The following is a 24,107-nucleotide window of genomic DNA, read 5'->3' as shown; positions in this document are numbered from 1 at the left end:
AGTCACGTTGAAGCGATTGAATGTGTACAAAGCGCATTGGATTGACACTTTTGCTGATCGTGCTTGCATCGGGCGAAACTGGTCGCCATGCTTAATGTATGGTTCAAAAAACCCTCAAAGTTCCATGACGGGCGTCCGGAATTTCGAAATATCCGATTTGACGGGGCGAACGCTGATCGCGATGCCAGGAATGGGCGACCCCCGCTTTGCACACTCAGTCGTTTTTCTGTGCGATCACTCGGAAGAGGGGGCAATGGGCCTGATCATCAACAAGCCCAATCGCGATGTCGCGATGAAATCTCTGCTGGGTCAGCTCGATATTGATGCTGGTACACATCTCGAAAACCGAGTGGTCTATTTTGGCGGGCCGGTCGAGATGGGTCGCGGGTTTGTCCTCCATTCCTCGGATTATCTCGATACGGGCGGCGCCCTCGAAGTGGTGCCCGGCGTCCACATGACGGGAACCCTGGACATTCTGGAAGAGTTGGCACGCGGCGAAGGGCCATCACAGTGGCTCATGATGCTGGGCTACGCGGGCTGGGGGCCGAGGCAGTTGGAAGATGAAATCGCCGCCAATGGCTGGCTGGTTTGTGATTTGAATGCCGAGCAGATTTTCGGTCTGCCCGACAATCGGAAATGGGAGGCGGCGCTTGAGACACTGGGCGTTTCCTCATTGGTGCTGTCGTCCGAAGGCGGCCGCGCTTAGGCGGGTTCAGCGCCGTCCATCGGCAAATCGTCAGTCACCATTTTATGGAACATCTCAGGGTCTGTGACGCCTTCTGAACCGATTATGATGATGCGGGATTCAGGCGTGAGTTTAAGCCGGTCACGAAGCTTGGGATTTAAAGCGCCGCAAAACAATCCGATCAATCCGGCAACGGCGCTTTCTCCGACCTTCAGTCTGGTATCGCCGCTTTGCCCACTCGCAAGAAGCTTGATTGCCGGAGCAACAAGGTCGTCTGGAATTGTCATATAGGCAGAAACGGATTGCTCCAGAATGTCCCAAGCGAGTTCTGACGGCTCACCGCAAGAGAGGCCTGCCATAAGCGTTTCGCGTTGTATCCGGACAGCCGTGGGGGATTTGTTTTTTGCACTGGCCATCAGGCAGGAGGCCAATTCTGGCTCGACTACCACGTTGAGAGGCGCTGTGCTTCCCCAGTGCTGGTAGAATGTCGAAGCGACCGCAGCAGCCAATCCGCCGACACCGCCCTGTAAAAACACGTGCGTTGCTGGTTCTGTCAGCTCGGATGTGATTTCCCGCGCCATAACGCCGTAGCCGGCCATCACGTCTTTTGGGATCTCAGAATAGCCCTGCCAAGACGTGTCAGATACGATAAACCAGCCGTATCGTTCAGCCTCCCATCGGCACTGGGCGACCGCGGCATCGTAGTCGCCATTGACCCGGATGACCTTGGCGCCCAGAGCGCGGATTGCCTCCTCGCGCGATGCGCTGACCTCTGCGTGAATGTAGATCCGACACTGAGCCCCAAATCGGCGTGCTCCCCATGCGACAGAACGACCGTGGTTTCCATCAGTCGCCGACACGACAGTCATGAGTGAGATGCGATCGCTGTACTTCCCGGTGTGAATGTCTTTGAAAGACACCTTGTGTCCCAACTGCGTAGTCAATCGATCCTGCAAGACGCGTAGAACGGCGTAGGCGCCCCCTAGGGCTTTGAAGCTCCCCAGACCAAATCGGGCCGCTTCGTGTTTGTAATGAACAGAGCTCACATTCAGTGCGCTTGCGATCCCGGCAAGTTCGATCAATGGGGTTGGGCGATAGCCGCTCCAGCTTCGGATTTCAGCAGATGCCCGGGCAAATCGAGCTTTGGAAAGAACATCTCGAACGGCTGGGCCAAATTCAGGCCGTGCAATATGCAGTTCAGGCTGAGCATTTTGAAAGCAATCAAACATCTTATCGTCTCCATCTGAGTTTTGCGAAAAATTAACTCGCTCAGATGAAGTCGGAGCTCTAATTGTTGTATTGGAATGAGAAATTTGCGCGGACTGGAGTAATGAACCAAAGAAATTTACCTGTAACGTTAGATGAGTTCGATTTGGCGATTCTTCGGCTGTTGCAGCAGGACTGCGCAACACCGCACCGAAAGCTTGGTGAACAGGTCAACCTGTCAACAGCGTCGGTTCAAAGACGAATCCGCAAGATGGAAAAAGATGGGGTCATCGCGGCTCAGACGGTTCAGATTAATCCCAAGTCTGTGGGTCTTCCGCTGACCATTGTTGTTGAGGTTGAACTACAGGCTGAGACGGCGGGCAAAATCGACAAGATCAAAAGAAGCTTCCAGGACGCTCCTGAAATCCAACAATGCTACTATGTAACCGGTGAAGCTGATTTTGTGCTGATCGTTGTCGTTGGTGACATGTCCGAATACGAAAGCCTGACCCAGCGATTGTTTTTCCCGAATGAGAACATTCGAAAGTTCCGGACCTTCGTTTCGATGGATCGGACAAAAGTATCGATGCAGTTGAACATCTGACTCTATTTCAAGAGCAGCGCCTCAAGACTGCGTCCCATCACCTGGGCCGAATCCAGCATGTCGCGAATGCCAACCCACTCGTCCGGTTTGTGCGCCAGCTCCAGAACGCCGGGGCCATAGGCGATGCAGTTCTTCAACGTGCCGATCCTGTCGATGTGTTTCTGGTCATAACTGCCAGGAGAAGCCACATAAGATGGATCTTGCCCAAGAACGTCACGGATGGCCTGTGCGACCGTCGTGACAATCGGTGCATCGCGATCAGTCATCGACGGGACCACGTGGTTCAATTCCCGGATCTCGTAGTCAAAGTTCGGGCGTCTTGCCTTGAGATCGTCCAAAAGTGCGATGACTTCTTCGCGAACCCCGTCCAGTGTTTCCTCGATCAGGAACCGCCGGTCGATGACGATCCGGCAGCTGTCCGGCACACAATGCGCAGGCAATCCGGTGTAGTCATCTGCCTGTTCGGGTTGCCCCCCGTGGATCGAGTTGATGTTCATCGTGGATTGCCGTGCACCATCAGGAACGACCGGCATGTCTGTATGGCGCGCTTGCATCGCAGGGAACAACTGCGCTTCGAAAGCCTCAAGCACCGCGCCCATATGGCGCACAGCGCAATCGCCTAGAAACGGCATTGATCCATGGGCAATTTCGCCCTTGGTTTCGATCTCGGCCCACCAGCCGCCACGATGCCCGAGGCAGATACGATCCTTGTTAAGAGGTTCTGGGATAATCACGTGCTGAACGCGGCTCGGGGCAAACCAGCCCTGTTCGGCCAGATAGGCGACACCGCCGTAGCCGCCCGATTCTTCATCCGCAGTTGCGCTGATTTCAACGGCGCCGGCAAAGTCTGGATGCTCTTGGATAAAGGCTTCGGCAGCGATGATAGACGCGGCGAGGCCGCCTTTCATGTCGCATGCGCCGCGCCCGTACACGCGGTCTTCCTCAACCGTTCCGCCGAATGGATCTTTGGTCCAGCCTTTGCCAACTTCCACAACATCATGGTGGGAATTGAAGTGAACGCATTCTCCCTGCTTTGGGCCTTCTCGCCGGGCCACGATATTCCAACGCGGATAGGTGTCGCTGTCTCCCGGTGCCCCTTTAGCCCGAACCAGTTTGCAGTCGAAACCGTGCGCTGTCAGGCGAGTGTCGAGGTATTCGCAGATGTCCCGATAGTGCCGTCCGGGTGGGTTTAGCGTCGGGATGCGGATCAAGTCCTGCGTCAACGCAACCAACGCATCGCGCTGATCTTCAATCCTCTGGTCCAATCGGCTGGTCATGTGGCAGGGCCTCCTGTCAGCACTGTGAGTCGCCAAGGCCCTATGTGCAACCCACCGGCTCAGATGTTTTTGAGAATCGAAAATCGTGCTATGGTTGTCACGCTCAATTTTTCTGGGCGCCGGTTCTGACTGGCTCAAGACATTTTCAATGAGGAGATTCCGATGACACCCGAGGTGTTTCTGGCTGAATTGCAGGCTGCCGAAGACGATCTGGAAAAACTTGAAGCGCTGGGCGCGCACATCATTGACGGCGGTGCGCCGTCCATGCCGTTCCAGCCAGACCTGAGATTGCAGGGCATGGCACTGGATGATGCCGAAGAAGGCATGACGTTTGCCATGAACCTCGCAAATGCCTGGGCGCGTAGCTACCGGCTGGCGGTTTTCCGGCGGAAGATACGCGACGGGTACAGCGGCCCGGTTGTGGTCAGTGAAGGGGACAGCTGGTTTCAATACCCGTGGTTGTTGGACGACGTTATCGACAATCTGATGGATTCTTATGCCGTGCTCTCACTTGGCGCTGCCGGTGATACGCTGGAAAACATGCGGGCCGGGGCAGAGTATCGACAGGCGATATCCGACCAAGGCGCAGAGTTTTTCCTATTCTCGGCATCAGGCAACGATGTTCTGGGTGGGGGCGACCTTTCCAAGCTGCTGAATGTATATCAGCCGGGGATGGAGATGGCCGATCTCATCAAACCCGGTGCTGTCGATCAAACTCTCAGCCGGATCGAACAAGGCTATGACGCCATCATCAGCGACGCGCTGTCGCTATCGCCCGGCCTGCAAGTCTTCTTCCATGGGTATGACCGGCCTGTGCCGCGCAGCGACGGGAAATGGCTGGGCAAACCTATGACCGATCTTGGCATTCCCAAAAACCTGCAACGCGAAATCGTTGGCCATCTGATCGATCGGTTGAACCAGCGGCTGGATGTCATTGCGACCCGTTTTCCCGGACGCGCGCACCATGTCGATTGCCGGGGACAGGTCGGCACCTCGATCAATTCGTGGTACGATGAGCTACATCCTCGAAATGCCGGATATGCGCGGGTGGCTGATTTGTTTCTGGCGCAGATGCACAGCGCAGAGGGGGTCAGCCCCGGCATCGTGGTGCCGCCGATGGATTTCGAACTGTCAGGCGCAAAAGACGTTGAGCCTGTCACTCCGCTTGATCTTGCCTTGGAAGCGATGGAGCAAGACATGCATGCCCTCGTTGAAGAGGCGATTATTGGGCCCGAGGATACGCCCGGCCAAGGTGCGCATTGCCCCTGCTGTCAGGGCGATCACAGTTTTGGCGAGGACCGCGGGCATCATCTCACCGAATCCGATGTGCGGCTTGTTGATGAATATCTTTCAGTGCTCAGCGCGCGCCATGAGCCCGATCTGGAACGCCGCCGCCGTGCACGCCGACATATGGTTCCCGACGATGACAGCCGGGCTTTTGAACGCATTTTGGGCGAATCCAATTTGTTCCCCGTCAACTACCTCAGTCGCGGCGCGTCCAAGGCGCGGGCGGTGGCCAAGGTGCAATTGTTCATGCGCGGTGAAATACCGGTTGGATCCGGATCCGGGTTTCTTGTCGCTCCGGGTCTGATGCTGACGAACAACCATGTTCTGCCCAGCCGTGACGCGGCCCGCCGGGCAAAAGCGATTTTCGACTATCAGGATGACGACCAATACCAACCCATGCCCACGCAGAGCTTTCAAATCACGGATGACGTGTTTTTTACTTCTGATCGCAACGCGCTGGATTTCACCTTTGTTTCGGTCCGGATGGACAACGAACATGGCGCATCATTGGATGACTATGGCCAGTTCGCGCTGATCGAAGAAAGCGGCAAAGCCGTCAAGGGCGAGCCTGTTTCGATCATCCAACACCCACGTGGAGACCGAAAGAGCATCGCCCTGCGCGACAGCACGATTGTCGGTGTGAAAGATGCCTTTATCTACTACAGCACCGACACAGAGCCGGGCAGTTCTGGCGCGCCTGTGTTGAATGACCAATGGCTGCCGGTCGCCTTGCATCACCGCTCTGTTCCGCATCCGACAATCGAAGGACGTTGGATTGCCAACCGAGGCATTCGCATCAGTCAGATTTTTGCCAGATTGCGCGCAGCTGCAGCGGCCGGCGATTCACAGGCGGCCAAGATCCTGCGCCTTTTGGAAGCGGACCCGCAGGACACCACAGCGCCAGTTCAGCCAGACCCTGCGCCTCTGCGTCCGGGTGAAACACGGTTTATTCCGGCATTGGATGCAACAGACGTTTTGGCTGGTGGCGCAGCAGGGGGTGCGCAGGGGCCAGCCTTCGAAAGCAACCGGTGGAATGGCATTGATGGCTACAATCCTGATTTCCTGTCCAGCAGAGTACCGCTGCCGTTACCACAGGGGTTGGCGAACGTGCGGCAAGTGGATGGACGGCCAGATCTGCCCTACATGCACTTTTCAGTGGTTATGCATGAGACCCGAAAATTGGCCATGCTTACGGCGTGCAACACCGATGGCGCCAGTTTGAGGCGGCTTGATCGTTCGGATAGTTGGCGGACAGAACCGCGTATCCCGCTGACGGCGCAGGTCGACAATGCGGCCTACAAGCACAATGACTATGATCGTGGGCATCTCGTGCGCCGTCTCGCACCGATGTGGGGCACCGAGGCTGAAGCAGCCTTTGCCATGTCGGACACCTATCACTACACCGTTTGCGCGCCGCAGCACGCGAGGTTGAATCAAGGGATTTGGCTGGAACTTGAGGACTATCTTCTTGAATGGGCCGAAGACAATGATGCGCGGCTTTCGATCTTTACCGGGCCTGTGTTCCGGGCGGATGATCCGCTCTATCGCGGATTGGTTCAGGTGCCCGCTGATTATTGGAAGGTCGCGGTTGCCGATGGTCCATCGGGGCTACGGTCAGTGGCCTATCTGCATACCCAGAAAAACCTGATTCCGACGGTTGATGAAGCCTTTGGCGACTACCGAACACACCGCGTGCCGGTTCATGTCATTGCAGAATTGACCGGGTTGGATTTTGCAGCGCTTCAGCCGTTTGATGCGGCGGGTGGCGGTTTTGAGATGGCAGGCGCCGTGCGGGTTGTACTGGGTCGTGAAGACATCGGATTTTGAGGTAGGCTGACAAGACCCTCAGGGAATTCGGAATGAAGGGGCCGGGCCAAGTGGGATCAAGCCCACGGACATCTGGCCTCTTTCAAAGCGAACGGTGATGTCGATCGTCCGGCCGTTTCCAGCCAACTGGGACAGCAAACCAAAGGCCTGTTCGAGTGTCGAAATCAGTCCTTCAGGCAAGCTTTGCGATTGACCTGCAAGGGCGAGCATCTCACGCCAGTTTACCGCACGGACGGTTAACTCACCGGTCGCTTGGCCGCGCGGGTCAATATCGAGAACCCCCGCCAGTTTCAGCTCCAACCCCTCGATCGAATATTCAGCCAGACGCAGATCGATCCGGGTTGGCTGTGGACGGGTTGTTTCCAACGCCGAAGTTGCCAGCGCCTTGTCGAATGACACTTCGGCCTGCAATTTCAGGCCGTCAATCTGATCCGGTGTTGGAACATAAGCAGATGATGGGCCGGCCACCGCATTGGCATTCAGCGCAATCCGATAGGTGTTCGAGGCTTCGGGAACTTCGGACAAACCGGCGGTCAGGCCAGCCAATGCAATCGTCCGCGATGGTCCTTTCACGTTCAGGACAGGCGCTTCTAGATTAGCGCGCTGTATCAACGCGCCGTCGCGCACCAAACTGGCGCGAAGCCCCTCGGATGAGATGTCGTATTGGCCGGTCGGTGTCGAAATCTGTTGCGCGTCAGGCCATGCGAAAATCTGATGACCATTGTTATAGACGATCTGGAAGACCTGAAAAAACGGTGCCTGCCAGGCAAGCCCGCTGTCCGGGTCGGCGAGGTTCAAGTCGGTAAAGGTCATGTCCAGACGATTTGGAAAGCCGCCCAACGTCAGATCGCCATATTGGGCCTGCCATCCTTCGGCTTGCCGGTCCTCAAACCAATTTTCGGTTTGGGTTGTCAGACGTTGAGACGCAAAGAACCACCAACCGGCCCAGATCAGGGCGGCGGCGACAATAGCAAATGTCAGGCGTTTCACGATGCGGCCTCTTTTCTCTGTCCGGTCTACATGTTTTAGAGGGGCCGATCAGCAAGGACCAGTCAGATGACACTTTGGGTATTCGGGTATGGCTCGCTTTTGTGGAACCCCGGATTTGATGTTGCCGAACAGCAGCACGCACGTCTGGCGGGGTATTCGCGCAGCTTTTGCATGCGATCCATCCATCATCGCGGCACCTCGGATGATCCGGGGCTGGTTCTGGCGCTGGATGAAGCCACGCAGGCCGTATGCGATGGGTTGGCGCTACGTGCCCGTCCCGGCTTTGAACAGCAGGTTTTGGATTATTTGCGCGAACGTGAACTTGTCTCCTCAGCGTATCTTGAGAAAACAGTAGCGCTGGAGCTGAAGGACGGGCGCGTGATCGAAGCGGTCGCATACGTGATTGATCCGGACCATGTGCAGTATTGCGGTGGCTTGCCACTCGAAGAGCAGGCACAAATCATTGCCAGAGCCGTTGGCGGACGTGGTCCAAACACCGAATACCTCTACAATACCGCCGCGCATTTGGACGAGTTGGGCATTCCTGATGCCGAGTTGCATTGGCTGGCGGCGCGTGTTCGCTCTCTTTGCGCTTAACACTTGGCTTAGACTTTCTTAGCCACTAGTCTCCGGCCAAAGAAAACAACCCGCGTCAGGCGCCCTATGGACCAGACCGACTTCGAGGCTGAGCCGCATTTTTCGCAACCCGTCCGACAAGTCGTCGCGATGGTTATCGTGCTCGTGTTGTCACTGGGCGGTGCATTTCTCGCCCTGCCTCGGGTGCTGCCGGTCTTCCAGTCCAATCCATACCTAAACGGCTTTATCCTGTTCGTTTTTGTCGTGGGTGTGTTGGCGTGCTTTTATCAGGTCGCTCAGCTGATCTATTCGGTACGTTGGATCGAACGTTTCACCAGCGCTGGTGATCAGGGCGTTCGTGCCGTTCCGCCGCAACTTCTTGCTCCACTGGCGGCCCTGCTGCGCCGTCGTCGGGACAAACGGATGCAGATCACGGCGACGTCCACCCGGTCGATTCTTGATTCCGTTGCAACCCGGATTGACGAAGTCCGCGAGATCACACGCTATATCGTCTCGCTCCTCATCTTCCTTGGTCTTCTTGGTACCTTCTATGGCCTCGCGACGACCGTGCCTGCGTTGGTGGATACCATCCGTGGTCTGGCCCCTGCCGAAGGCGAAAGCGGCGCAGATGTCTTTGGGCGCTTGATGACCGGTCTGGATTCGCAGCTGGGTGGAATGGGGGTGGCTTTTGCCTCGTCCCTTCTGGGGCTGGCCTGTTCGCTGATCGTAGGCCTGCTTGAGCTCTTTGCTGGCCACGGCCAGAACCGCTTCTATCGTGAACTCGAAGAATGGCTAAGCTCCATCACCCGCCTTGGGTTCGCTCATGGTGACGGCGAAAGCGGGCCGGATCTGGGCGCTGCCGGCATCGTGCTGGATCGTATGGCCGAACAGATGGAGCGGTTGCAGTATATCTTTGCCGACGCCGAACAAAGCCGGTCAGAGGTCGACAGCCGTCTTGGTCAGTTGGCTGACAGTGTGGAACGGTTGGCCGAGCGTATCGAGGCCAACTCACCTTCCGCCTCGGCGCTGCAACGCATCGCAGATGGACAAGAACGTCTCGCAGAAGCCATTCGCGAAAAAGAAAGCGCCGAAGGTCTCGATGCCGAAAGCCGCATGCGTCTGCGTTCGATCGACGTTCAGATGCTTCGCATTCTCGAAGAACTGGCGGCTGGCCGGCAAGAAAGCATGGCAGAGCTGCGTACAGATCTGGCCTCGGTCGGGCGTAGTCTGGAACAGATCGTCAAAGCCGCGCGCGCGGCCCAAGGTCGCTAGGCATGGCTCTGTCCCGCCGCACCGGGGCGCGTTTCCAAGCGTCGATTTGGCCGGGTTTCGTCGATGCCATGACCGGGCTCTTGCTGGTCCTGACCTTTGTGCTGTCGATCTTTATGGTGGTGCAGTTTGTCCTGCGGGAACAGATTTCCGGCCAGGAAAGCGAGTTGAATACACTGGCCGCCGAAATTGCGGCCTTGGCTGATGCTCTGGGCGTGCAGGAACGTGCAAACACGGCACTGACCAATCAGCTGGGTGAGCTGGAATCGACACTGGCCAATCGCGACGATCAACTGTCCGAACAATCGCGGATCATTGAAACCCTGTCTGGAATCCGTGACCGGCAGGCCGCAGAGCTTGAGGCGGCTTCGACGCGCATTGCATCGTTTGAAGAGCAGGTGGCAAGTTTGCTGGCGGAACGCAATGCAGCCCGCGATGATGTCGCCGCGTTGACCGCGATACGCAGCGAATTGGAATCGACGCGTGACGCCCTTACTGCCGAGCGGGATGAAGCGCGCGAAGAAATTGCTGCTTTGACCGCAACGCAGGCTGAACTGGAAGCAGCCCGTGACGCGGTGATCTCTGAGCGCGATGCGCTGAACCTTGCCCTGCTCAGCGCCCGCGAAGAAATGGATGCTCAGGTAGAAGCTGCCCGGCTGGCCGCCCAGCGGCGCGAAGCACTGGAAGCGTTGATTGCGGATCTGCGGGCCCGTAACGCAGAGGCAACAGACAAAATCGGCGCACTGACTGCCGAGGTGGATGGCCTGCAACGGGAGCTTTCAGACGAAGAGGCGCAGAAACTCGTAGAGGCAGAAGCGGCGGCTGCGCTGCGCAAGCGTTTGGAAGAGGCCAGTGCTGAGCTCACCGCGATGACTCTCGCCTTGGAAGAAGAACGGGCGCGCGCGGAAGAGACGCTTACACTGCTGGCGGCGGCGCGTGATGCCGAGGCCGATCTGAACGCGCGTCTGGCTGCGGCGCTGGTTGCAGGTGAACAGGAAGCCAGTGGCCTTCAGGCCCGGATAGACACGCAGGCCCAGCAAATTGCCCGCCTGGAGGCTACGCTTGCGGATGCGCGGGCTGCTGGGGCCGAAACAGACGACAGGCTGTCAGCGCTACGCGAAGAGCTGGCCGCGGAACAAACCGCCAGACGCGACGCAGAAGCCAAATTGGAAGAACAGGCCGCCGCCCTTGATCAGGGCGCCCGTGATCTTGCGCAAGCCCGCAGCGGCACGGATGCGGCGCAATCGCGCATTTCGGATTTGTCCGCCCAGTTGGCCGCCGCTTTGGCGCGCGTCACGCAGGCCGAAGCACTGCAAACAGAACTGGATGCACTGCGGTCCCGAAACGAGGCATTGGTGTCCGATCTGGCTGCCTCCCGAAGCGCAAACGAAGAAGGCGAAGGGCAGCGTGATGCCTTGGTGGCCGAACGCGATCGATTGTCGTTGCAGCTGGAGGCGGCATCAGAGCGAGAAGGCCGCCGGGATACGATCATAGCCGAACTGCGCCAGCAACTCGCTGAGGCTGAGGCACGGGCAACCGAGCGCGTCGATGATGCCAGATCGCTCGAAGAACGTTTGGCCGCGGCTTTGGCCGCGCAATACGATCTGGAAACCTCTGTGGAAGAGACCCGCGCGCGACTGGCATCGGCCTTGGCGGCGCAAAAGCAGGCAGAAGCGCGTGCTGAGGAACGTCTAACCGACGCCGAAGAGCGGGCGACGCTGCTGGCGCAGGCGCGTGCCGAGTTGGCGCAGAGCGATGAACGGGCCACGGCTGCCGAAAAGCAGGCTGAGCTGCTGAATCAGCAGGTCGCGGCTCTGAGCAGGCAGATCGGAGAGTTGCAAGCGCTGCTGGGCGAAGCAAAAGCGCGGGATGAAGAAAGTCAGGTGCAGTTGCAGAATTTGGGTTCAGAGTTGAACCAGGCCTTGGCGCAGCTGGCCTCGGAAGAGCGCAGACGCCGCATTCTGGAGGAAGCCGAACGCAAAAGGCTGGAAGAAAAGGCACGTGACCTGGAGCAATACCGCTCCGAATTTTTCGGCCGGATGCGTGAAGTTTTAGGGAATACCGAAGGTGTGAGAATCGTCGGCGACCGCTTCGTATTTTCCTCTGAGGTCTTGTTTGAACTGGGCTCGGCCGATTTGTCCGCCGAAGGGCAACGCGAGATTTCCAAAATTGCGAGCACCCTGCGGTCCGTGGCCGACGAGATCCCCCCCGAAATTGATTGGGTGATCCGGGTGGATGGCCATACCGACAACATTCCTGTGCGCACCGGTGGCGATTTCGAGGATAACTGGCAGCTGAGTCAGGCGCGGTCCCTGTCAGTCGTGCGCTACATGGTGAATTTCCTCGGGATTCCGCCGCAACGGTTGGCTGCAAACGGGTTTGGGCAGTACCAGCCGATTAACCCGGCCAATACCGCCGAGGCGCGGGCACAGAACCGGCGGATCGAGTTGAAGTTCACAGAGCGCTGACAGAGGCCGGCGCTGGTTTGCTGCGCAAACGGCGCCCCGCCCACCGTCCCATCCGGCGCGATTTTCAGTTAGGTATCGATCCGGTACAGATCAGGTAAAGCGGTTGTCCCGTGGAAAGCCACGCGGTGCCATCCGGCCAGCACTCGCCCTTTTCGCGGTCCACTCTTCGAGCGCAGTCTCTGTACGGGTTCGGCCCGCTGGGTCCTGCCAGCTCAGGCCTTCGGCAAGCACAAATGTGCGCGCATCCGAAAGCCCGCCATCCTTGTACTTCTGCAATCGAACACCCTTGCCACGGCCCATTTCCGGAAGCTCATCGAGTGGGAAGATCAGCACCTTGCGGTTCTCACCGACAACGGCAACGTGGTCTCCTTCGACGGGTGTGCAAACACTGGCGCGCACCGGTTCCTTGACGTTCAGCGCCTGTTTACCAGCGCGTGTCTGTGCGACCACATCATCTTCGGCAACGACAAAGCCATCCCCTGCGGACGATGCGAGCAGGAGTTTGCGGCCGGGTTTGTGAATGAACAGATCAACGATCTCGGCTTCATTCGGCAAATCGACAATCAACCGCAACGGCTCACCCATTCCGCGTCCGCCGGGCAGATTGGCGGCTGAGACAGTAAAGAACCGGCCATTGCTTCCGAAGGCCAGAAGGCGATCGGTGGTTTCGGCGTGGAAAATGAAGCGTGGGCCGTCGCCGTCCTTGAACTTTAGCTCGCGATTGAGGTCGATATGGCCGGTCATCGCACGGATCCAGCCCATCTGAGAGCAAACCACGGTGATTGGTTCACGCTCGATCATAGCCTCGATCGGCACGTCCTCGGCTTCGGCGGCTTCCGCAAAGACGGTTCGGCGTGCGCCGCCGTCGTAGTCCTTGCCGAACTTCTTGCGCACGTCGCGCAATTCATCGGCAATTCGTTTCCACTGCAGATCGCCGGATTCCAGCAAATCTTCCAGACCAGCGCGCTCTTCCATCAGCGCGTCGCGCTCTGAGATCAGTTCAAGCTCTTCCAGACGGCGCAGACTGCGCAAACGCATGTTCAGGATGGCCTCGGCCTGAACGTCTGACAGTCCTTCTGAGCGCCCGACAAAACGGCGCGGCACTGAACCGCCCCCGTCGCTGTCATCGACAATACCGCGTGCCAGGGCGTCTTCGTCTTCTGCAAGCTCCAGAGCTTTGATATCGACACCAATCAGAGGCGACACGTAGTCCGACTCGGACGTGGCGCGCTGGATGGTGGCCTGATGCGGCCGTGACCAATCTTCGAACATCAATGCTGCACGTGGGTCGTCATCATAGCGAATGATGTCGATGACGCGATCCAGATTAAGGAAGGCGATGATAAAACCTTCGAGCTTTTCGAGGCGATCATCGATCTTGGCCATACGGTGCCGTGACCGGCGCAGCAGCACATCCCGCCGGAAATCAAGGAAGGCCCGAAGCACGTCTTTGAGTGAGCAAACCTTTGGTGTGACGCCATCGATCAGAACGTTCATGTTCAGCGAAAACCGCACTTCCAGATCAGAGTTGCGGAACAGCATGTTCATAAGCACGTCCGGGTCCACGTTCTTGGACTTTGGCTCAAGGATCATGCGGATATCATCAGCGGATTCATCCCGAACATCCGCGAGAATCGGAACCTTTTTGGTCTGGATAAGTTCCGCAATGCGTTCGACCAGTTTGCTCTTTTGCACCTGATAGGGGATCTCGGTGACCACCGCCTGCCACTGACCGCGGCCAAGGTCTTCGACTTCCCATTTGGCGCGCAGCCGGATCGAACCGCGCCCGGTTCGGTATGCCTGTGCGATATTGTCTGTCGGCTCGACGATCACACCGCCCGTCGGAAAGTCAGGGCCCGGCACATATTGCAACAGAGTATCGTCGCGGGCTTCGGGCGCTTTGATCAGATGCAGGCAGGCGTCGATCAATTCGCCGATATTGTGCGGGGGAATGTTGGTGGCCATGCCAACGGCGATACCGGATGCGCCGTTGGCAAGAAGGTTCGGGTAAGAGGCCGGAAGAACGCTGGGTTCCTGCAAGCGGCCATCGTAGTTGTCGCGAAAATCGACGGCGTTTTCATCGAGCCCATCCAAAAGCGCCTCGGCCATGATGGACATGCGCGCTTCGGTGTATCGGCTGGCGGCAGGATTATCCCCGTCGATGTTGCCAAAGTTACCCTGCCCGTCGACCAGCGGATATCGAATGGTGAAGTCCTGAGCGAGCCGGGCCATCGCATCATAGATCGCGGCATCCCCATGCGGATGGAAGTCGCCCATGGTGTCGCCACTGATTTTGGCTGACTTCAGAAAACCGCCAGTCGGTGACAGGCGCAACCGGCGCATCGCGTAAAGAATCCGGCGATGAACCGGCTTTAACCCGTCGCGCGCATCGGGCAGCGCGCGGTGCATGATTGTGGACAGCGCATAGGTCAAATAGCGCTCGCCAATGGCGCGGCGCAGCGGTTCGGCCACGTCCCGGGGGTTCATCTTGGGGTCAATTGCGTCTTCATCCATATATGCTGTGATACCGTTGCGCTTGCGCACCGGCAAGCACGCTTGAGGGAAAAAATCCCGAGTTTTCCCTTAGAAGCCGAATGGGAATCGGTTAAAACGACGATACCGCTATGAAGGCTGTAGGCGGTGCGCTGCATTTAACTGGTATCTGGGGTATGGTATGACGCGGGTCATTCTTCTGACATTCGGCTTTATGGGATGGGCTTGGTACGAAATGTCCGGCGGCTCCGAATTCGTGCCGGGTGAACACAGTGTGGCAATGCTCGCCAAGGTTGAGCAGACAACACTGCCTGACGCAACCGAAGACGAAATCGTTGTGACGCGTTCTGACGCAGGTGCGAGCCTGACAGATGTCGCTGCGGCAAAGGTTCAGCCTGAACTGATTTCAGACACGGCACCGGTTCAGCCAATTGAGCCGCAGAAAGTTGCAGCTTTGGTCACCACGAACATTCGGACGGACGCCGCACCCGAGCCTGTGGCCGTGGCGTTGGACGTTGAGCCGGTGGATTATCGCACTGTAACGGGTTCGCGGGTCAATCTGCGGGAAGGTCCGAGCACGACCTTCGGCGTTGTAACCAAGCTCAAGCGTGGCGACGAAGTTGAAATCCTTGCGGACGCCGGTGACGGCTGGGTGAAACTGCGGGCACTGGAAGGCAGCGACATCGGTTGGATGTCCGCCGATTTCCTCGCGTCCAGCAATTAATCAGCGATTTCCCTCATTCATGCAAAATGCCCGCCTGTTTGGCGGGCTTTTTGTTGCCTGTTCGGATCAATCGGATATCTCAGATCATAGGCAGGGGAGTGAGCAAACATGAGCGACAAAACAATCTTGGTGACAGGGTGCTCTTCTGGAATAGGCCTTGATGTTGTGCGTGGACTAAAGGCCCGCGGCTGGCGCGTTTTTGCATCCTGCCGCAAGCCCGAAGACTGCGCGCGCATGCAAGACGAGGGGTTTGAGAGCCCATTGATCGACTACCAGTCACCAGACACGATCGAGTCGGGATTGGCCGAAGTTATGGCCGCGACTGGTGGACGTCTGAATGCGCTGTTCAACAACGGCGCCTTTGCAACGCCAGCTGCTGTTGAAGATCTGCCAACCGACGCGCTGCGGGCAAATTTCGAGGCGAATGTCTTTGGCTGGCATGATCTGACACGGCGGGTCATTCCCATCATGCGGGCTCAAGGCCACGGTCGGATCATCAATCACAGTTCTGTTCTGGGCTTGGTCACATTGCCTTGGCGCGGCGCTTACAATGCGTCCAAATTCGCTGTGGAAGGGTTGACCGACACACTCCGTGTCGAAATGCACGACACTCCTATTCATATCGTGACTCTGAACACTGGGCCGGTGACATCGCTGATCCGGCAGAACTCAATCCCGCACTTTGAGCGCTGGATTGATTGGAAATCTTCGGCCAGAGCAAGCCAATACGAGGCAAACTTGCTGGGCAGGCTGTATGAAGACCGTGGCCCTGACCCGTTCGAGTTGCCAGCCTCGGCTGTGACCAAGAAGGTCATCCACGCTTTGGAAAGTCCGCGACCCAAGGCCCGCTACTATATTACGAAGCCGACGTATCTTATGGGCATTGCCCGCAGGTTATTGTCCACGCGCGCGCTCGACTGGCTGCTGCGCCGGGCGTAAAGGGCCGTATACGACCGCCTTTAACACCTGCGACTATTTTCAGGGCTCTTAGGGTTCGCTTTTCTGCCGCGCGCCTCTATGTGTCAGGCAACGCAACGGAGGTTCCATGCTTCAAGATCCGCTATTCATTGTCATTGCCGTCGTCATGCTTGGTGTCGTGGGTGTTCTGCTTTTTGGCATAGGTTCCTTTGCCAAGGGAGGCGATTTCAATCGCAAATACGCAAACAGGGCGATGCGTTGGCGCATCATTGCGCAGTTCGTCGCTGTTGTGCTGATCCTGCTTTTTGTTTGGCTGCGAGGGGGTTCGTAAAATGGTTGTTCTCAGCAAGATTTACACGAAAACCGGGGACCACGGCGAAACGGCGCTGGGCAACGGCGCACGCGTTGCCAAGTTCACCACCCGCGTCGAAGCATACGGCACTTCGGACGAGCTGAATTCGATCGTCGGTATGGCGCGTTTGTCAGCTGACGGCGATCTGGATGATGCTCTTTCGCGTATTCAGAACGACCTTTTCGATCTTGGCGCGGACCTATGTCTGCCAGAGATGGACAAAGACAGTGACCGTGAATGGGAACCGCTACGGATGCACGACAGCCAGGTTGCACGGCTCGAGTCTGAGATCGACGCCATGAATGCAAAACTGGAACCGCTGCGCAGTTTTATCCTGCCGGGTGGCTCGCCTTTGTCAGCGCATCTGCACCACTGCCGCACGGTTGCGCGCCGCGCCGAGCGTTTGACTGTGGAACTTGCGACGGTCGAAGAGGTGAACGGTGCTGCCGTGAAATATCTGAACCGGCTGTCTGATTGGTTTTTCGTGGCCGCGCGTATCGCGAATGACGAAGGCAAGGCAGACGTTCTCTGGGTTCCCGGCGCCAATCGGACTTGATCCAGTATCAAATCATGCTGGGCCGGACCCTTGGGGTGTCCGGCCTTTTTGCATTTGGGCGCTCAGGATCAAACCGGTTCAGTTTCGAGCCAGACGCCGCCATCCGGACGTAGGGTCAGGATCATCACGGGGTCGGGATCGCGGCCTTTGATTGGTTTGAAACGATGGTTTGCCAACAGCGTCGCGAGTATGATGACGGCTTCCTGAATCGCAAAACTGGCACCGATACAGATGCGCGGCCCGTCCCCAAACGGCAGATAGGCATATCTGTCTGGTTTGAAGCCAGTCCAGCGAGACGGTCGAAATGCATCGGGGCCTTCCCAAAGATCGTGATGCCTGTGCAGGGCGTAGATGGGGATGATCACGGTGTCTCCGGGGCGAATCTCTCGACCGCACAGCGTGTCCTTCGCCTGAGCCGTCCGAGAAACCATTCCGGCTGGTGGATAGAGCCGAAGTGCTTCGTCGATGATGCTGCGTATGAAGGGCAGATTTGCAACGTCTTCGCCCGTAGCAGTCCGGCCCTTCAGAACGGACTGAACTTCGCTGCGCGCCTGATCCTGAACGTCCTGATCAAAGGCCAGAAGGTAAAGCGACCAAGCCAACGTCAGCGCAGTCGTCTCATGACCGGCGACAATGAAAGTCAGCAAATTGTCCCGTAGCTCTGCAACGTTCATGCTGCGTTTGGTTTCCGGGTCTTCCCCGGCCAACAGCAAGTCGAGCAGGTCGGGAACACCCTCTTGTCCGCGTTGCGCGTGCGCTTCGATTGCGCCGTCTGCCATTTGCTTCATTGCCTTGACGCCGCCCGCAGAAAACGCCCGGCCCGGTCTGGGGACCCAATCGGGAAACCCAAGAATGTCGAACAGCGAAATCTTACCTGCCTCAGCAATATAAGCATCGATTGCGCCATGTACGGAATTGCGTTCAAAACCTTCGTCGCCGGAAAAGGTCACGTCGGAAATAACGTCAAATGTCACACTGACCATCTCTTGCAAAAAGTCCACGGCGCGCGGGCCGGCATCGGCAATCCGTTCGACCGACCGCTCTGCAGCGGCTGACATGATCGGGGCAAGGTTCATCACGTTTCGATGCGAGAAAACGGGCGCTGCAGCCCGCCGCTGCCACCGCCAATGCGCGCCTTCGGCAATGAACAAGGATTCGCCAATGGCGGGGCGCAGCAGGTTCTTGGTCACGACCGATTTGGGATAATTGTCCAAGTTTTCCAGAAGCATACGGCGGATCGCGTCGGGATCCATCACCATGTGCCACCGTTTCCCGGTTTTGCCTGAGATGATCGGCTGACGGGTGGCGACCTGCGGAATGATCGACAGAACATTGCGCCGTGACGCCTGCAGGCTACCCCACAATCCCATAGGCTGTGTGACCAGCGGAACACTGACGGGTAGACCGGGCTGTTCGTCAATCGGGGATTGGTCGTTCATGGCAAGCTCCTTTGGCTTGCAACAAAGATAGGCGGTATGTGGCTTGCGTCCAAGATGTGCGCTGATTGCGCCCGAGGCCGCGCTGGGGTAATGGCTGAAACAAGTAACATTAAGGGAATACTGCCATGTTCCGCCGGATTTTTGCTTTGGGTGCGTTTTTGCTGGTAACGGCTTGTTCGGACTATTCCGAAGAGCTGGCACAGGCGCCGGACCCTCTGGGCAATTTCAAGCTTGGCCATTCAGAGGTTGTCGCTCCGAATCTTGAAAAACTGCTCGTGTCTCGGGACGCGACCCCAGAAGAGTGGATCAGTGCGGTTGATGAAGCGGTCGAGGCCCGGTTCCGCCGGTTTGAGGGAACTGCTTTTTACCACTTCGGGATCAGCGTCGAAGCCTATTCCTTGCCGCCCCCCGTGGTTCCGGGCAAGTCCGCCGTTGCGATGCGCGTGACCGTTTGGGAAGACGCCACTGGCGAAAAGCTGAACGAGGAAACCGAAGTCATCAGCGTGATCAAGGTCTTTGAATCCCGATTGGCCAACACGCGCGAAGATCAAATTCGGATTTTGGCCGAAGATGCCGCCAAACAACTGGAATTGTGGCTGCGTGAACAGCAGCAGGAAAATCAGTGGTTCGGTGCCGCCGCTGATGCAGCCGAGGTCGTAGAAGACGCTGTTGCCGAGCAGGTTGATGACGCAGAACTGATCGAACCGGCCGAAGACAGCGCAAGCTAACGGATCATGCTAAAACACTGGGCCCGAAGGTTGGGTGTTGCGGCGGTATTGATCACCGGAGCGCTGTGGCTAGGCAACACGTCGCTGTTTGTTTCGGTCCCAATAGATCGCGAACCGCGCCTGATTGCGCATCGCGGAGTCCACCAGATCTATGCCGGAACGACCCGTGATGCGGAGACCTGCAGCGCGAACCCGATCCACCCGTTGAAGCATGACTTCATTGCAAACACGCTCCCTTCTATCAATGCGGCCTTCGCTTACGGGGCCGATGTGGTCGAGGTTGACGTTCATCTGACGACTGACGGCGTCTTTGCCCTGTTTCATGACTGGACGCTGGATTGTCAGACGAACGGGGCAGGAGTGACCCACAAACAGGCCTATTCTGATATCCGTGGGCTTGATCTGGGGTATGGCTATTCGACCGACGGTGTAACATTCCCGCTGCGCGGGAAAGGCGTTGCGATGATGCCGAGCCTGAAGCAGGCGATCGAACAGTCTGAAGGCGGGCAATTTCTGGTCAATTTCAAAGGAAACCGCCGCAAGGAAGGCGTCGAACTGGTGACGCTCCTGCAGGATCCGCAGCGCCGCGAGAGGGTCTATGGCGTTTACGGAGGTGGTCCGCCGACGCGCGCGGCGCTCGATGGCCTTTCGGGGCTGCGCGGGTTTGATCGTTCCGGTTTGAAATCCTGCCTGTTTCGATACCTTGCCCTGGGATGGACAAGTTATGTGCCACAGGCGTGTCGAAACGGTCTGGTGGCGGTGCCGCTGGATTACGCGCCGCTGCTTTGGGGCTGGCCGCATCGTTTCACCAATCGGATGAAGCGAGCCGGGACTGAGGTGATCCTGTGGGGGCCTTACGATGGTTCCGGCTTCTCTTCCGGAATCGACGACATCGAAACACTGGATCAGGTCCCCGAACACTTTGACGGCTACATCTGGACCAATCGTATCGAGATCATAGGGCCAAAGATGGCGCGATAGCGCTTCTTGGCGATGAACGGGCTTGATTTTATGGGCCATCCAGACTAGATCGCCCGCGATGCAAACCCGGGTCGGGTGTGGCCCCTAAATGATGAGGCGTCTGACAAGATGGCAAAGGAAAAGTTTGAGCGCGGTAAACCGCATTGCAACATCGGCACGATTGGTCACGTTGACCACGGCAAGACGACGCTGACGGCGGCGATCACGAAGTACTTTGGAGACTTCCAGGCGTACGATCAGATTGACGGCGCGCCGGAAGAGAAGGCTCGTGGCATCACGATCTCGACCGCGCACGTTGAGTACGAGACGGACGCGCGTCACTACGCCCACGTCGACTGCCCCGGCCACGCCGACTACGTGAAGAACATGATCACCGGTGCTGCGCAGATGGACGGCGCGATCCTGGTTGTGAACGCGGCCGACGGCCCGATGCCACAGACGCGTGAGCACATCCTGCTTGGCCGTCAGGTTGGTATTCCGGCGATGGTTGTTTTCCTGAACAAGGTTGATCAGGTTGACGACGAAGAGCTTCTGGAGCTGGTTGAGATGGAAGTTCGTGAACTTCTGTCCGAGTACGATTTCCCGGGCGACGATATTCCGATCATCGCGGGCTCTGCGCTTGCGGCGATGGAAGGCCGTGACGAGAACATCGGCGAGAACAAGATCAAGGAACTGATGGCGGCCGTGGATGAGTACATCCCGCAGCCTGAGCGCGCGATTGACCAGCCGTTCCTGATGCCGATCGAAGACGTTTTCTCGATCTCGGGTCGTGGTACCGTTGTGACCGGCCGTGTTGAGCGTGGCGTGATCAACGTGGGTGACGAAATCGAGATCGTGGGCATCCGCGACACCTCGAAGACGACCTGCACCGGCGTTGAAATGTTCCGCAAGCTGCTGGACCGCGGTGAAGCGGGCGACAACATCGGCGCGCTGCTGCGTGGTGTTGACCGTGAAGGCGTTGAGCGTGGCCAGGTTCTGTGTAAGCCAGGTTCGGTGAACCCGCACACGAAGTTCGAAGCCGAGGTCTACATCCTGACCAAGGAAGAAGGCGGCCGTCACACGCCGTTCTTTGCGAACTACCGTCCACAGTTCTACTTCCGTACGACGGACGTGACCGGCACGGTTGAGCTTCCTTCGGGCACCGAGATGGTGATGCCTGGTGACAACCTGAAGTTCAACGTCGAGCTGATCGCCCCGATCGCGATGGAAGAAGGCCTGCGCTTCGCGATCCGCGAAGGTGGCCGCACCGTCGGTTCCGGCGTCGTCGCCAAAATCGTCGCGTAAATTTATACGCACGTCAAAGAATTGGGCCGCTCCGATTGGGGCGGCCCTTTTTTGTTGCCGGTTGGGCTGGTTTGGCCCGCCTGTACCGGACAAAAGATAACTCTCGGATTTCAGGTTCTGCGGATCAAACGCGCGCCTAGCCGGACTGCGACAAAATTTCTTGGGGATCTGCCGCAGCGCAGCGTTGCAATCGCAGCATGAGATTCTGCAAAAAACTTCAATGACTAAACGAAATCGCATTCTGCGGCATACTGAAACGGTATACCGCTGTATTCACATAAGCATTTAAAAACATTTGATTTTTTCGGATTCTCCGGCAGTTCTAGGTGCAACGCTGCGGGAGGAGCATGAAAATGGATCAGATAAATTTGATCGCTTGGACAGGGCGCAACGCCCAAGAGTGCGGTGGGCTTGACCGCCGTCAGGCGCAGATGATGCATGCAACTCTGGGATCGGCAGAAGACCCAGCGCCCGAACACGGCGATCCATTGCCTCCACTTTGGCATTGGGCAGGCTTTCCTCCGATGGCGAGCATGGAACAGTTGGGTGAAGACGGGCATCCTCAGCCCGGTGGATTTCTGCCACCCATGCCATCTGCGCGCCGCATGTGGGCTGGCGGCTCGATTCAATTTCACTGTCCGGTCCATATTGGCGAGACACTGACACGCCAATCGATGATCCGGGACATCCAGCAGAAAGAAGGCGGCGCCGGAACCATGGTGTTCGTGACGGTTGAGCATCTGATTTCCGGAGATCGCGGCTTGGCGATCCGGGAACAGCAGGACATCGTCTATCTGCCCATGCCGGATGCCTATTCTCCACCCAAGAGCCGGTCACTGCCAACGAACCCAGTTCTGACGTCTGGATTTGAGGCGTCGCAGACCTGTCTGTTCCGCTACTCAGCCCTGACGTTCAATGCGCATCGCATTCACTATGATCTCGATTACACGCGATCCGTTGAGCACTACCCCGACCTCGTTGTCCATGGACCGTTGCAAGCGACCAAGCTGATGCAGGCCGCTGTGGCCCATCGCGGCCGTGTTCCGACAGATTTCCACTATCGCGGCGTGCATCCTGTCTTCACCGGGCCGGTTGATATCGTTGCTGTCGAAGAAGAATGCGGCCTGTCGCTCTTTACCGGCCAGAATGGCCATCAGGGTATGCAAGCCACCGCCATATGGGAGGAAACAGTATGACCGGCGTTCTGAGCGGCATGCGCGTGGTCGAGGGGTCTGCCTTTGTGGCGGTGCCTTTGGCGGGAATGACCCTGGCGCAGATGGGGGCGGAAGTGATCCGTTTCGATCGGATTGGCGGAGGCTTGGATGCCAAACGCTGGCCTGTGGCACCGGGTGGACAAAGCCTGTTTTGGGATGGCTTGAACAAAGGCAAAAAGTCTATCGCTGTGGACATGAAAAGCCCCGAAGGTCGTGAACTGGTGACGCGCATTGTCACCGCACCGGGAGATGACGCGGGCCTGTTCATCACGAACCTGCGTGTTCGCGGATGGATGGATCACGAAACCCTGTCGCAGCATCGCGATGATCTGGTGATGGTGACATTGACAGGTGATCGAAAGGGGCGGCCGCAGGTGGATTACACGGTCAACCCTTCGCTCGGGATCCCGCACATGACCGGCCCCGAAGGCAGTGGCCCGGTGGCGCACGCTCTGCCGGCGTGGGATATTGCGGCGGGCAATATGGTGGTCTCGGCGCTTTTGGCGGCTGAGCGGCACAGGCTGCGCACGGGGCAGGGACAAGAGGTCGAATTTTCGCTCAAGGATGCTGCAGCAGCAACCATTGGACATCTGGGAATGCTTGCCGAGGCCAAGATGTCTGGGCGTTCTCGACCCAAGGCGGGCAATGCACTGTATGGTGCCTATGGTCAGGATTTTGTCTGCGCTGATGGCGCCCGGATCATGGTGATTGGCCTGACTGAACGCCAGTGGGGCGGAATCGTCAAAGCAACCGAAACAGACACCCAGATGCAGACGCTGGAGGCTGAGCATGGATGTAGCTTGCGGGACGAAGGCACACGTTGGCGGCTGCGGCACGAAATAACAGCCATTCTGGCGCCTTGGTTCGCCGCGCGACCCAAGCCCGTTATCGCCGCCCTTTTCGACGAAAAGGGGCTGACTTGGGCACCTTTCAGAACGCTACCCGAAGCCTTGTCGGAAGACGCAGATTTGGGGCCGGACAACCCAATGTTTGAAATGATGAACCAGCCTGGGATCGGTCAATATCCGGTTGCCGGATCCGTTTTCAATTTTGGCAGCCATTCCAGGGAAAAGCCGGTGGCCGCGCCGATCCTGGGGGCGCACACCGAAGAAGTGCTGACCGAAGTTGCAGGCTGTGATGATCGCGAAGTGGCCAGGCTATTCGACAAGGGAATCGTCGCGCAGGCGGTGACCCAAGCGGATCTGAACGCGGCCTGAGCAGGCTTGCTT

General features: G+C 57.8%; 20 protein-coding genes. 15 read left to right on the top strand and 5 right to left on the bottom strand.

The window, feature by feature from the left end; translation table 11 throughout:
* Positions 1 to 94 precede the first annotated feature (94 nt).
* On the top strand, positions 95 to 706 hold the full coding sequence (locus tag PFY00_RS00525; protein WP_333908182.1) for a YqgE/AlgH family protein: 612 nt from the start codon (positions 95 to 97) through the stop codon (positions 704 to 706).
* On the opposite strand, the gene PFY00_RS00520 is transcribed toward PFY00_RS00525, so the two are convergent.
* Complete coding sequence (locus PFY00_RS00520; protein WP_271430560.1) at positions 703 to 1,914, bottom strand: diaminopropionate ammonia-lyase; 1,212 nt, start codon at positions 1,912 to 1,914, stop codon at positions 703 to 705. The two genes, PFY00_RS00525 and PFY00_RS00520, sit on opposite strands and share 4 nt — an antisense overlap.
* Before the next feature lie 101 nt (positions 1,915 to 2,015).
* Here PFY00_RS00520 and PFY00_RS00515 point away from each other — a divergent pair, with 101 nt between their 5' ends.
* A complete protein-coding gene (locus PFY00_RS00515; protein ID WP_271430559.1) occupies positions 2,016 to 2,495 on the top strand; it encodes an Lrp/AsnC family transcriptional regulator in 480 nt (159 codons plus the stop codon).
* Between the two features lie 2 nt (positions 2,496 to 2,497).
* Here the strand turns inward: PFY00_RS00515 and PFY00_RS00510 are convergent, their stop codons facing one another.
* A complete protein-coding gene (locus tag PFY00_RS00510; protein WP_271430558.1) occupies positions 2,498 to 3,772 on the bottom strand; it encodes an acetylornithine deacetylase/succinyl-diaminopimelate desuccinylase family protein in 1,275 nt (424 codons plus the stop codon).
* Between the two features lie 162 nt (positions 3,773 to 3,934).
* Here PFY00_RS00510 and PFY00_RS00505 point away from each other — a divergent pair, with 162 nt between their 5' ends.
* Positions 3,935 to 6,886, top strand: a complete 2,952-nt coding sequence (locus PFY00_RS00505; RefSeq protein ID WP_271430557.1) for a DNA/RNA non-specific endonuclease — start codon at positions 3,935 to 3,937, stop codon at positions 6,884 to 6,886.
* A gap of 18 nt (positions 6,887 to 6,904) precedes the next feature.
* Here the strand turns inward: PFY00_RS00505 and PFY00_RS00500 are convergent, their stop codons facing one another.
* The gene (locus tag PFY00_RS00500; protein ID WP_271430556.1) at positions 6,905 to 7,876 is read right to left on the bottom strand and encodes a DUF2125 domain-containing protein; all 972 of its coding nucleotides are present in this window, start codon (positions 7,874 to 7,876) and stop codon (positions 6,905 to 6,907) included.
* A 66-nt stretch (positions 7,877 to 7,942) separates the two neighbouring features.
* Between PFY00_RS00500 and PFY00_RS00495 the strand changes: the two genes are divergently transcribed.
* From PFY00_RS00495 to PFY00_RS00485, 3 genes are all read left to right on the top strand, one after another.
* The gene (locus tag PFY00_RS00495; protein ID WP_271430555.1) at positions 7,943 to 8,473 is read left to right on the top strand and encodes a gamma-glutamylcyclotransferase; all 531 of its coding nucleotides are present in this window, start codon (positions 7,943 to 7,945) and stop codon (positions 8,471 to 8,473) included.
* Positions 8,474 to 8,539: 66 nt separating this feature from the next.
* Positions 8,540 to 9,724 carry a biopolymer transporter ExbB gene (locus PFY00_RS00490; RefSeq protein WP_271430554.1) on the top strand — a complete coding sequence of 395 codons (1,185 nt, stop codon included), beginning with the start codon at positions 8,540 to 8,542 and terminating at the stop codon, positions 9,722 to 9,724.
* Positions 9,725 to 9,726: 2 nt separating this feature from the next.
* Entirely contained in the window at positions 9,727 to 12,189 is a 2,463-nt protein-coding gene (locus PFY00_RS00485; RefSeq protein ID WP_271430553.1) for a peptidoglycan -binding protein, read from the top strand.
* Between the two features lie 90 nt (positions 12,190 to 12,279).
* Here the strand turns inward: PFY00_RS00485 and PFY00_RS00480 are convergent, their stop codons facing one another.
* Positions 12,280 to 14,703 (bottom strand): DNA topoisomerase IV subunit A, encoded by a 2,424-nt coding sequence (locus PFY00_RS00480; protein WP_271430552.1) that lies wholly within the window; start codon positions 14,701 to 14,703, stop codon positions 12,280 to 12,282.
* Positions 14,704 to 14,863: 160 nt separating this feature from the next.
* Between PFY00_RS00480 and PFY00_RS00475 the strand changes: the two genes are divergently transcribed.
* The 4 genes from PFY00_RS00475 (at position 14,864) to PFY00_RS00460 (ending at position 17,232) form a co-directional block, all read left to right on the top strand.
* The gene (locus PFY00_RS00475) at positions 14,864 to 15,406 is read left to right on the top strand and encodes an SH3 domain-containing protein (protein WP_271430551.1); all 543 of its coding nucleotides are present in this window, start codon (positions 14,864 to 14,866) and stop codon (positions 15,404 to 15,406) included.
* 108 nt (positions 15,407 to 15,514) lie between these two features.
* Positions 15,515 to 16,345: an SDR family NAD(P)-dependent oxidoreductase gene (locus PFY00_RS00470; protein ID WP_271430550.1), complete on the top strand. Its 831-nt coding sequence runs from the start codon at positions 15,515 to 15,517 to the stop codon at positions 16,343 to 16,345.
* A gap of 106 nt (positions 16,346 to 16,451) precedes the next feature.
* Positions 16,452 to 16,655 (top strand): twin transmembrane helix small protein, encoded by a 204-nt coding sequence (locus PFY00_RS00465; protein WP_271430549.1) that lies wholly within the window; start codon positions 16,452 to 16,454, stop codon positions 16,653 to 16,655.
* A gap of 1 nt (position 16,656) precedes the next feature.
* Positions 16,657 to 17,232 (top strand): cob(I)yrinic acid a,c-diamide adenosyltransferase, encoded by a 576-nt coding sequence (locus PFY00_RS00460; protein ID WP_271430548.1) that lies wholly within the window; start codon positions 16,657 to 16,659, stop codon positions 17,230 to 17,232.
* Between the two features lie 68 nt (positions 17,233 to 17,300).
* Here the strand turns inward: PFY00_RS00460 and PFY00_RS00455 are convergent, their stop codons facing one another.
* A complete protein-coding gene (locus PFY00_RS00455) occupies positions 17,301 to 18,671 on the bottom strand; it encodes a cytochrome P450 (protein WP_271430547.1) in 1,371 nt (456 codons plus the stop codon).
* A gap of 125 nt (positions 18,672 to 18,796) precedes the next feature.
* Here PFY00_RS00455 and PFY00_RS00450 point away from each other — a divergent pair, with 125 nt between their 5' ends.
* The 5 genes from PFY00_RS00450 (at position 18,797) to PFY00_RS00430 (ending at position 24,095) form a co-directional block, all read left to right on the top strand.
* Positions 18,797 to 19,399 (top strand): hypothetical protein, encoded by a 603-nt coding sequence (locus PFY00_RS00450; RefSeq protein WP_271430546.1) that lies wholly within the window; start codon positions 18,797 to 18,799, stop codon positions 19,397 to 19,399.
* A 6-nt stretch (positions 19,400 to 19,405) separates the two neighbouring features.
* Positions 19,406 to 20,380 carry a glycerophosphodiester phosphodiesterase family protein gene (locus PFY00_RS00445; RefSeq protein ID WP_271430545.1) on the top strand — a complete coding sequence of 325 codons (975 nt, stop codon included), beginning with the start codon at positions 19,406 to 19,408 and terminating at the stop codon, positions 20,378 to 20,380.
* 108 nt (positions 20,381 to 20,488) lie between these two features.
* A complete protein-coding gene (gene tuf, locus PFY00_RS00440) occupies positions 20,489 to 21,664 on the top strand; it encodes an elongation factor Tu (RefSeq protein WP_271430527.1) in 1,176 nt (391 codons plus the stop codon).
* A 353-nt stretch (positions 21,665 to 22,017) separates the two neighbouring features.
* A complete protein-coding gene (locus PFY00_RS00435) occupies positions 22,018 to 22,860 on the top strand; it encodes an FAS1-like dehydratase domain-containing protein (protein WP_271430544.1) in 843 nt (280 codons plus the stop codon).
* The gene (locus tag PFY00_RS00430; protein ID WP_271430543.1) at positions 22,857 to 24,095 is read left to right on the top strand and encodes a CoA transferase; all 1,239 of its coding nucleotides are present in this window, start codon (positions 22,857 to 22,859) and stop codon (positions 24,093 to 24,095) included. The genes PFY00_RS00435 and PFY00_RS00430 overlap by 4 nt, the downstream gene beginning before the upstream one ends.
* Positions 24,096 to 24,107 lie beyond the last annotated feature (12 nt).

It is taken from the genome of Thalassococcus lentus (genome assembly GCF_028023555.1).
GTDB classification, from domain to species: Bacteria; Pseudomonadota; Alphaproteobacteria; order Rhodobacterales; family Rhodobacteraceae; genus Thalassococcus_A; species Thalassococcus_A lentus.
Note: the sequence above shows the minus strand (reverse complement) of the source record. Positions and strands in the feature narration are given on the sequence as shown.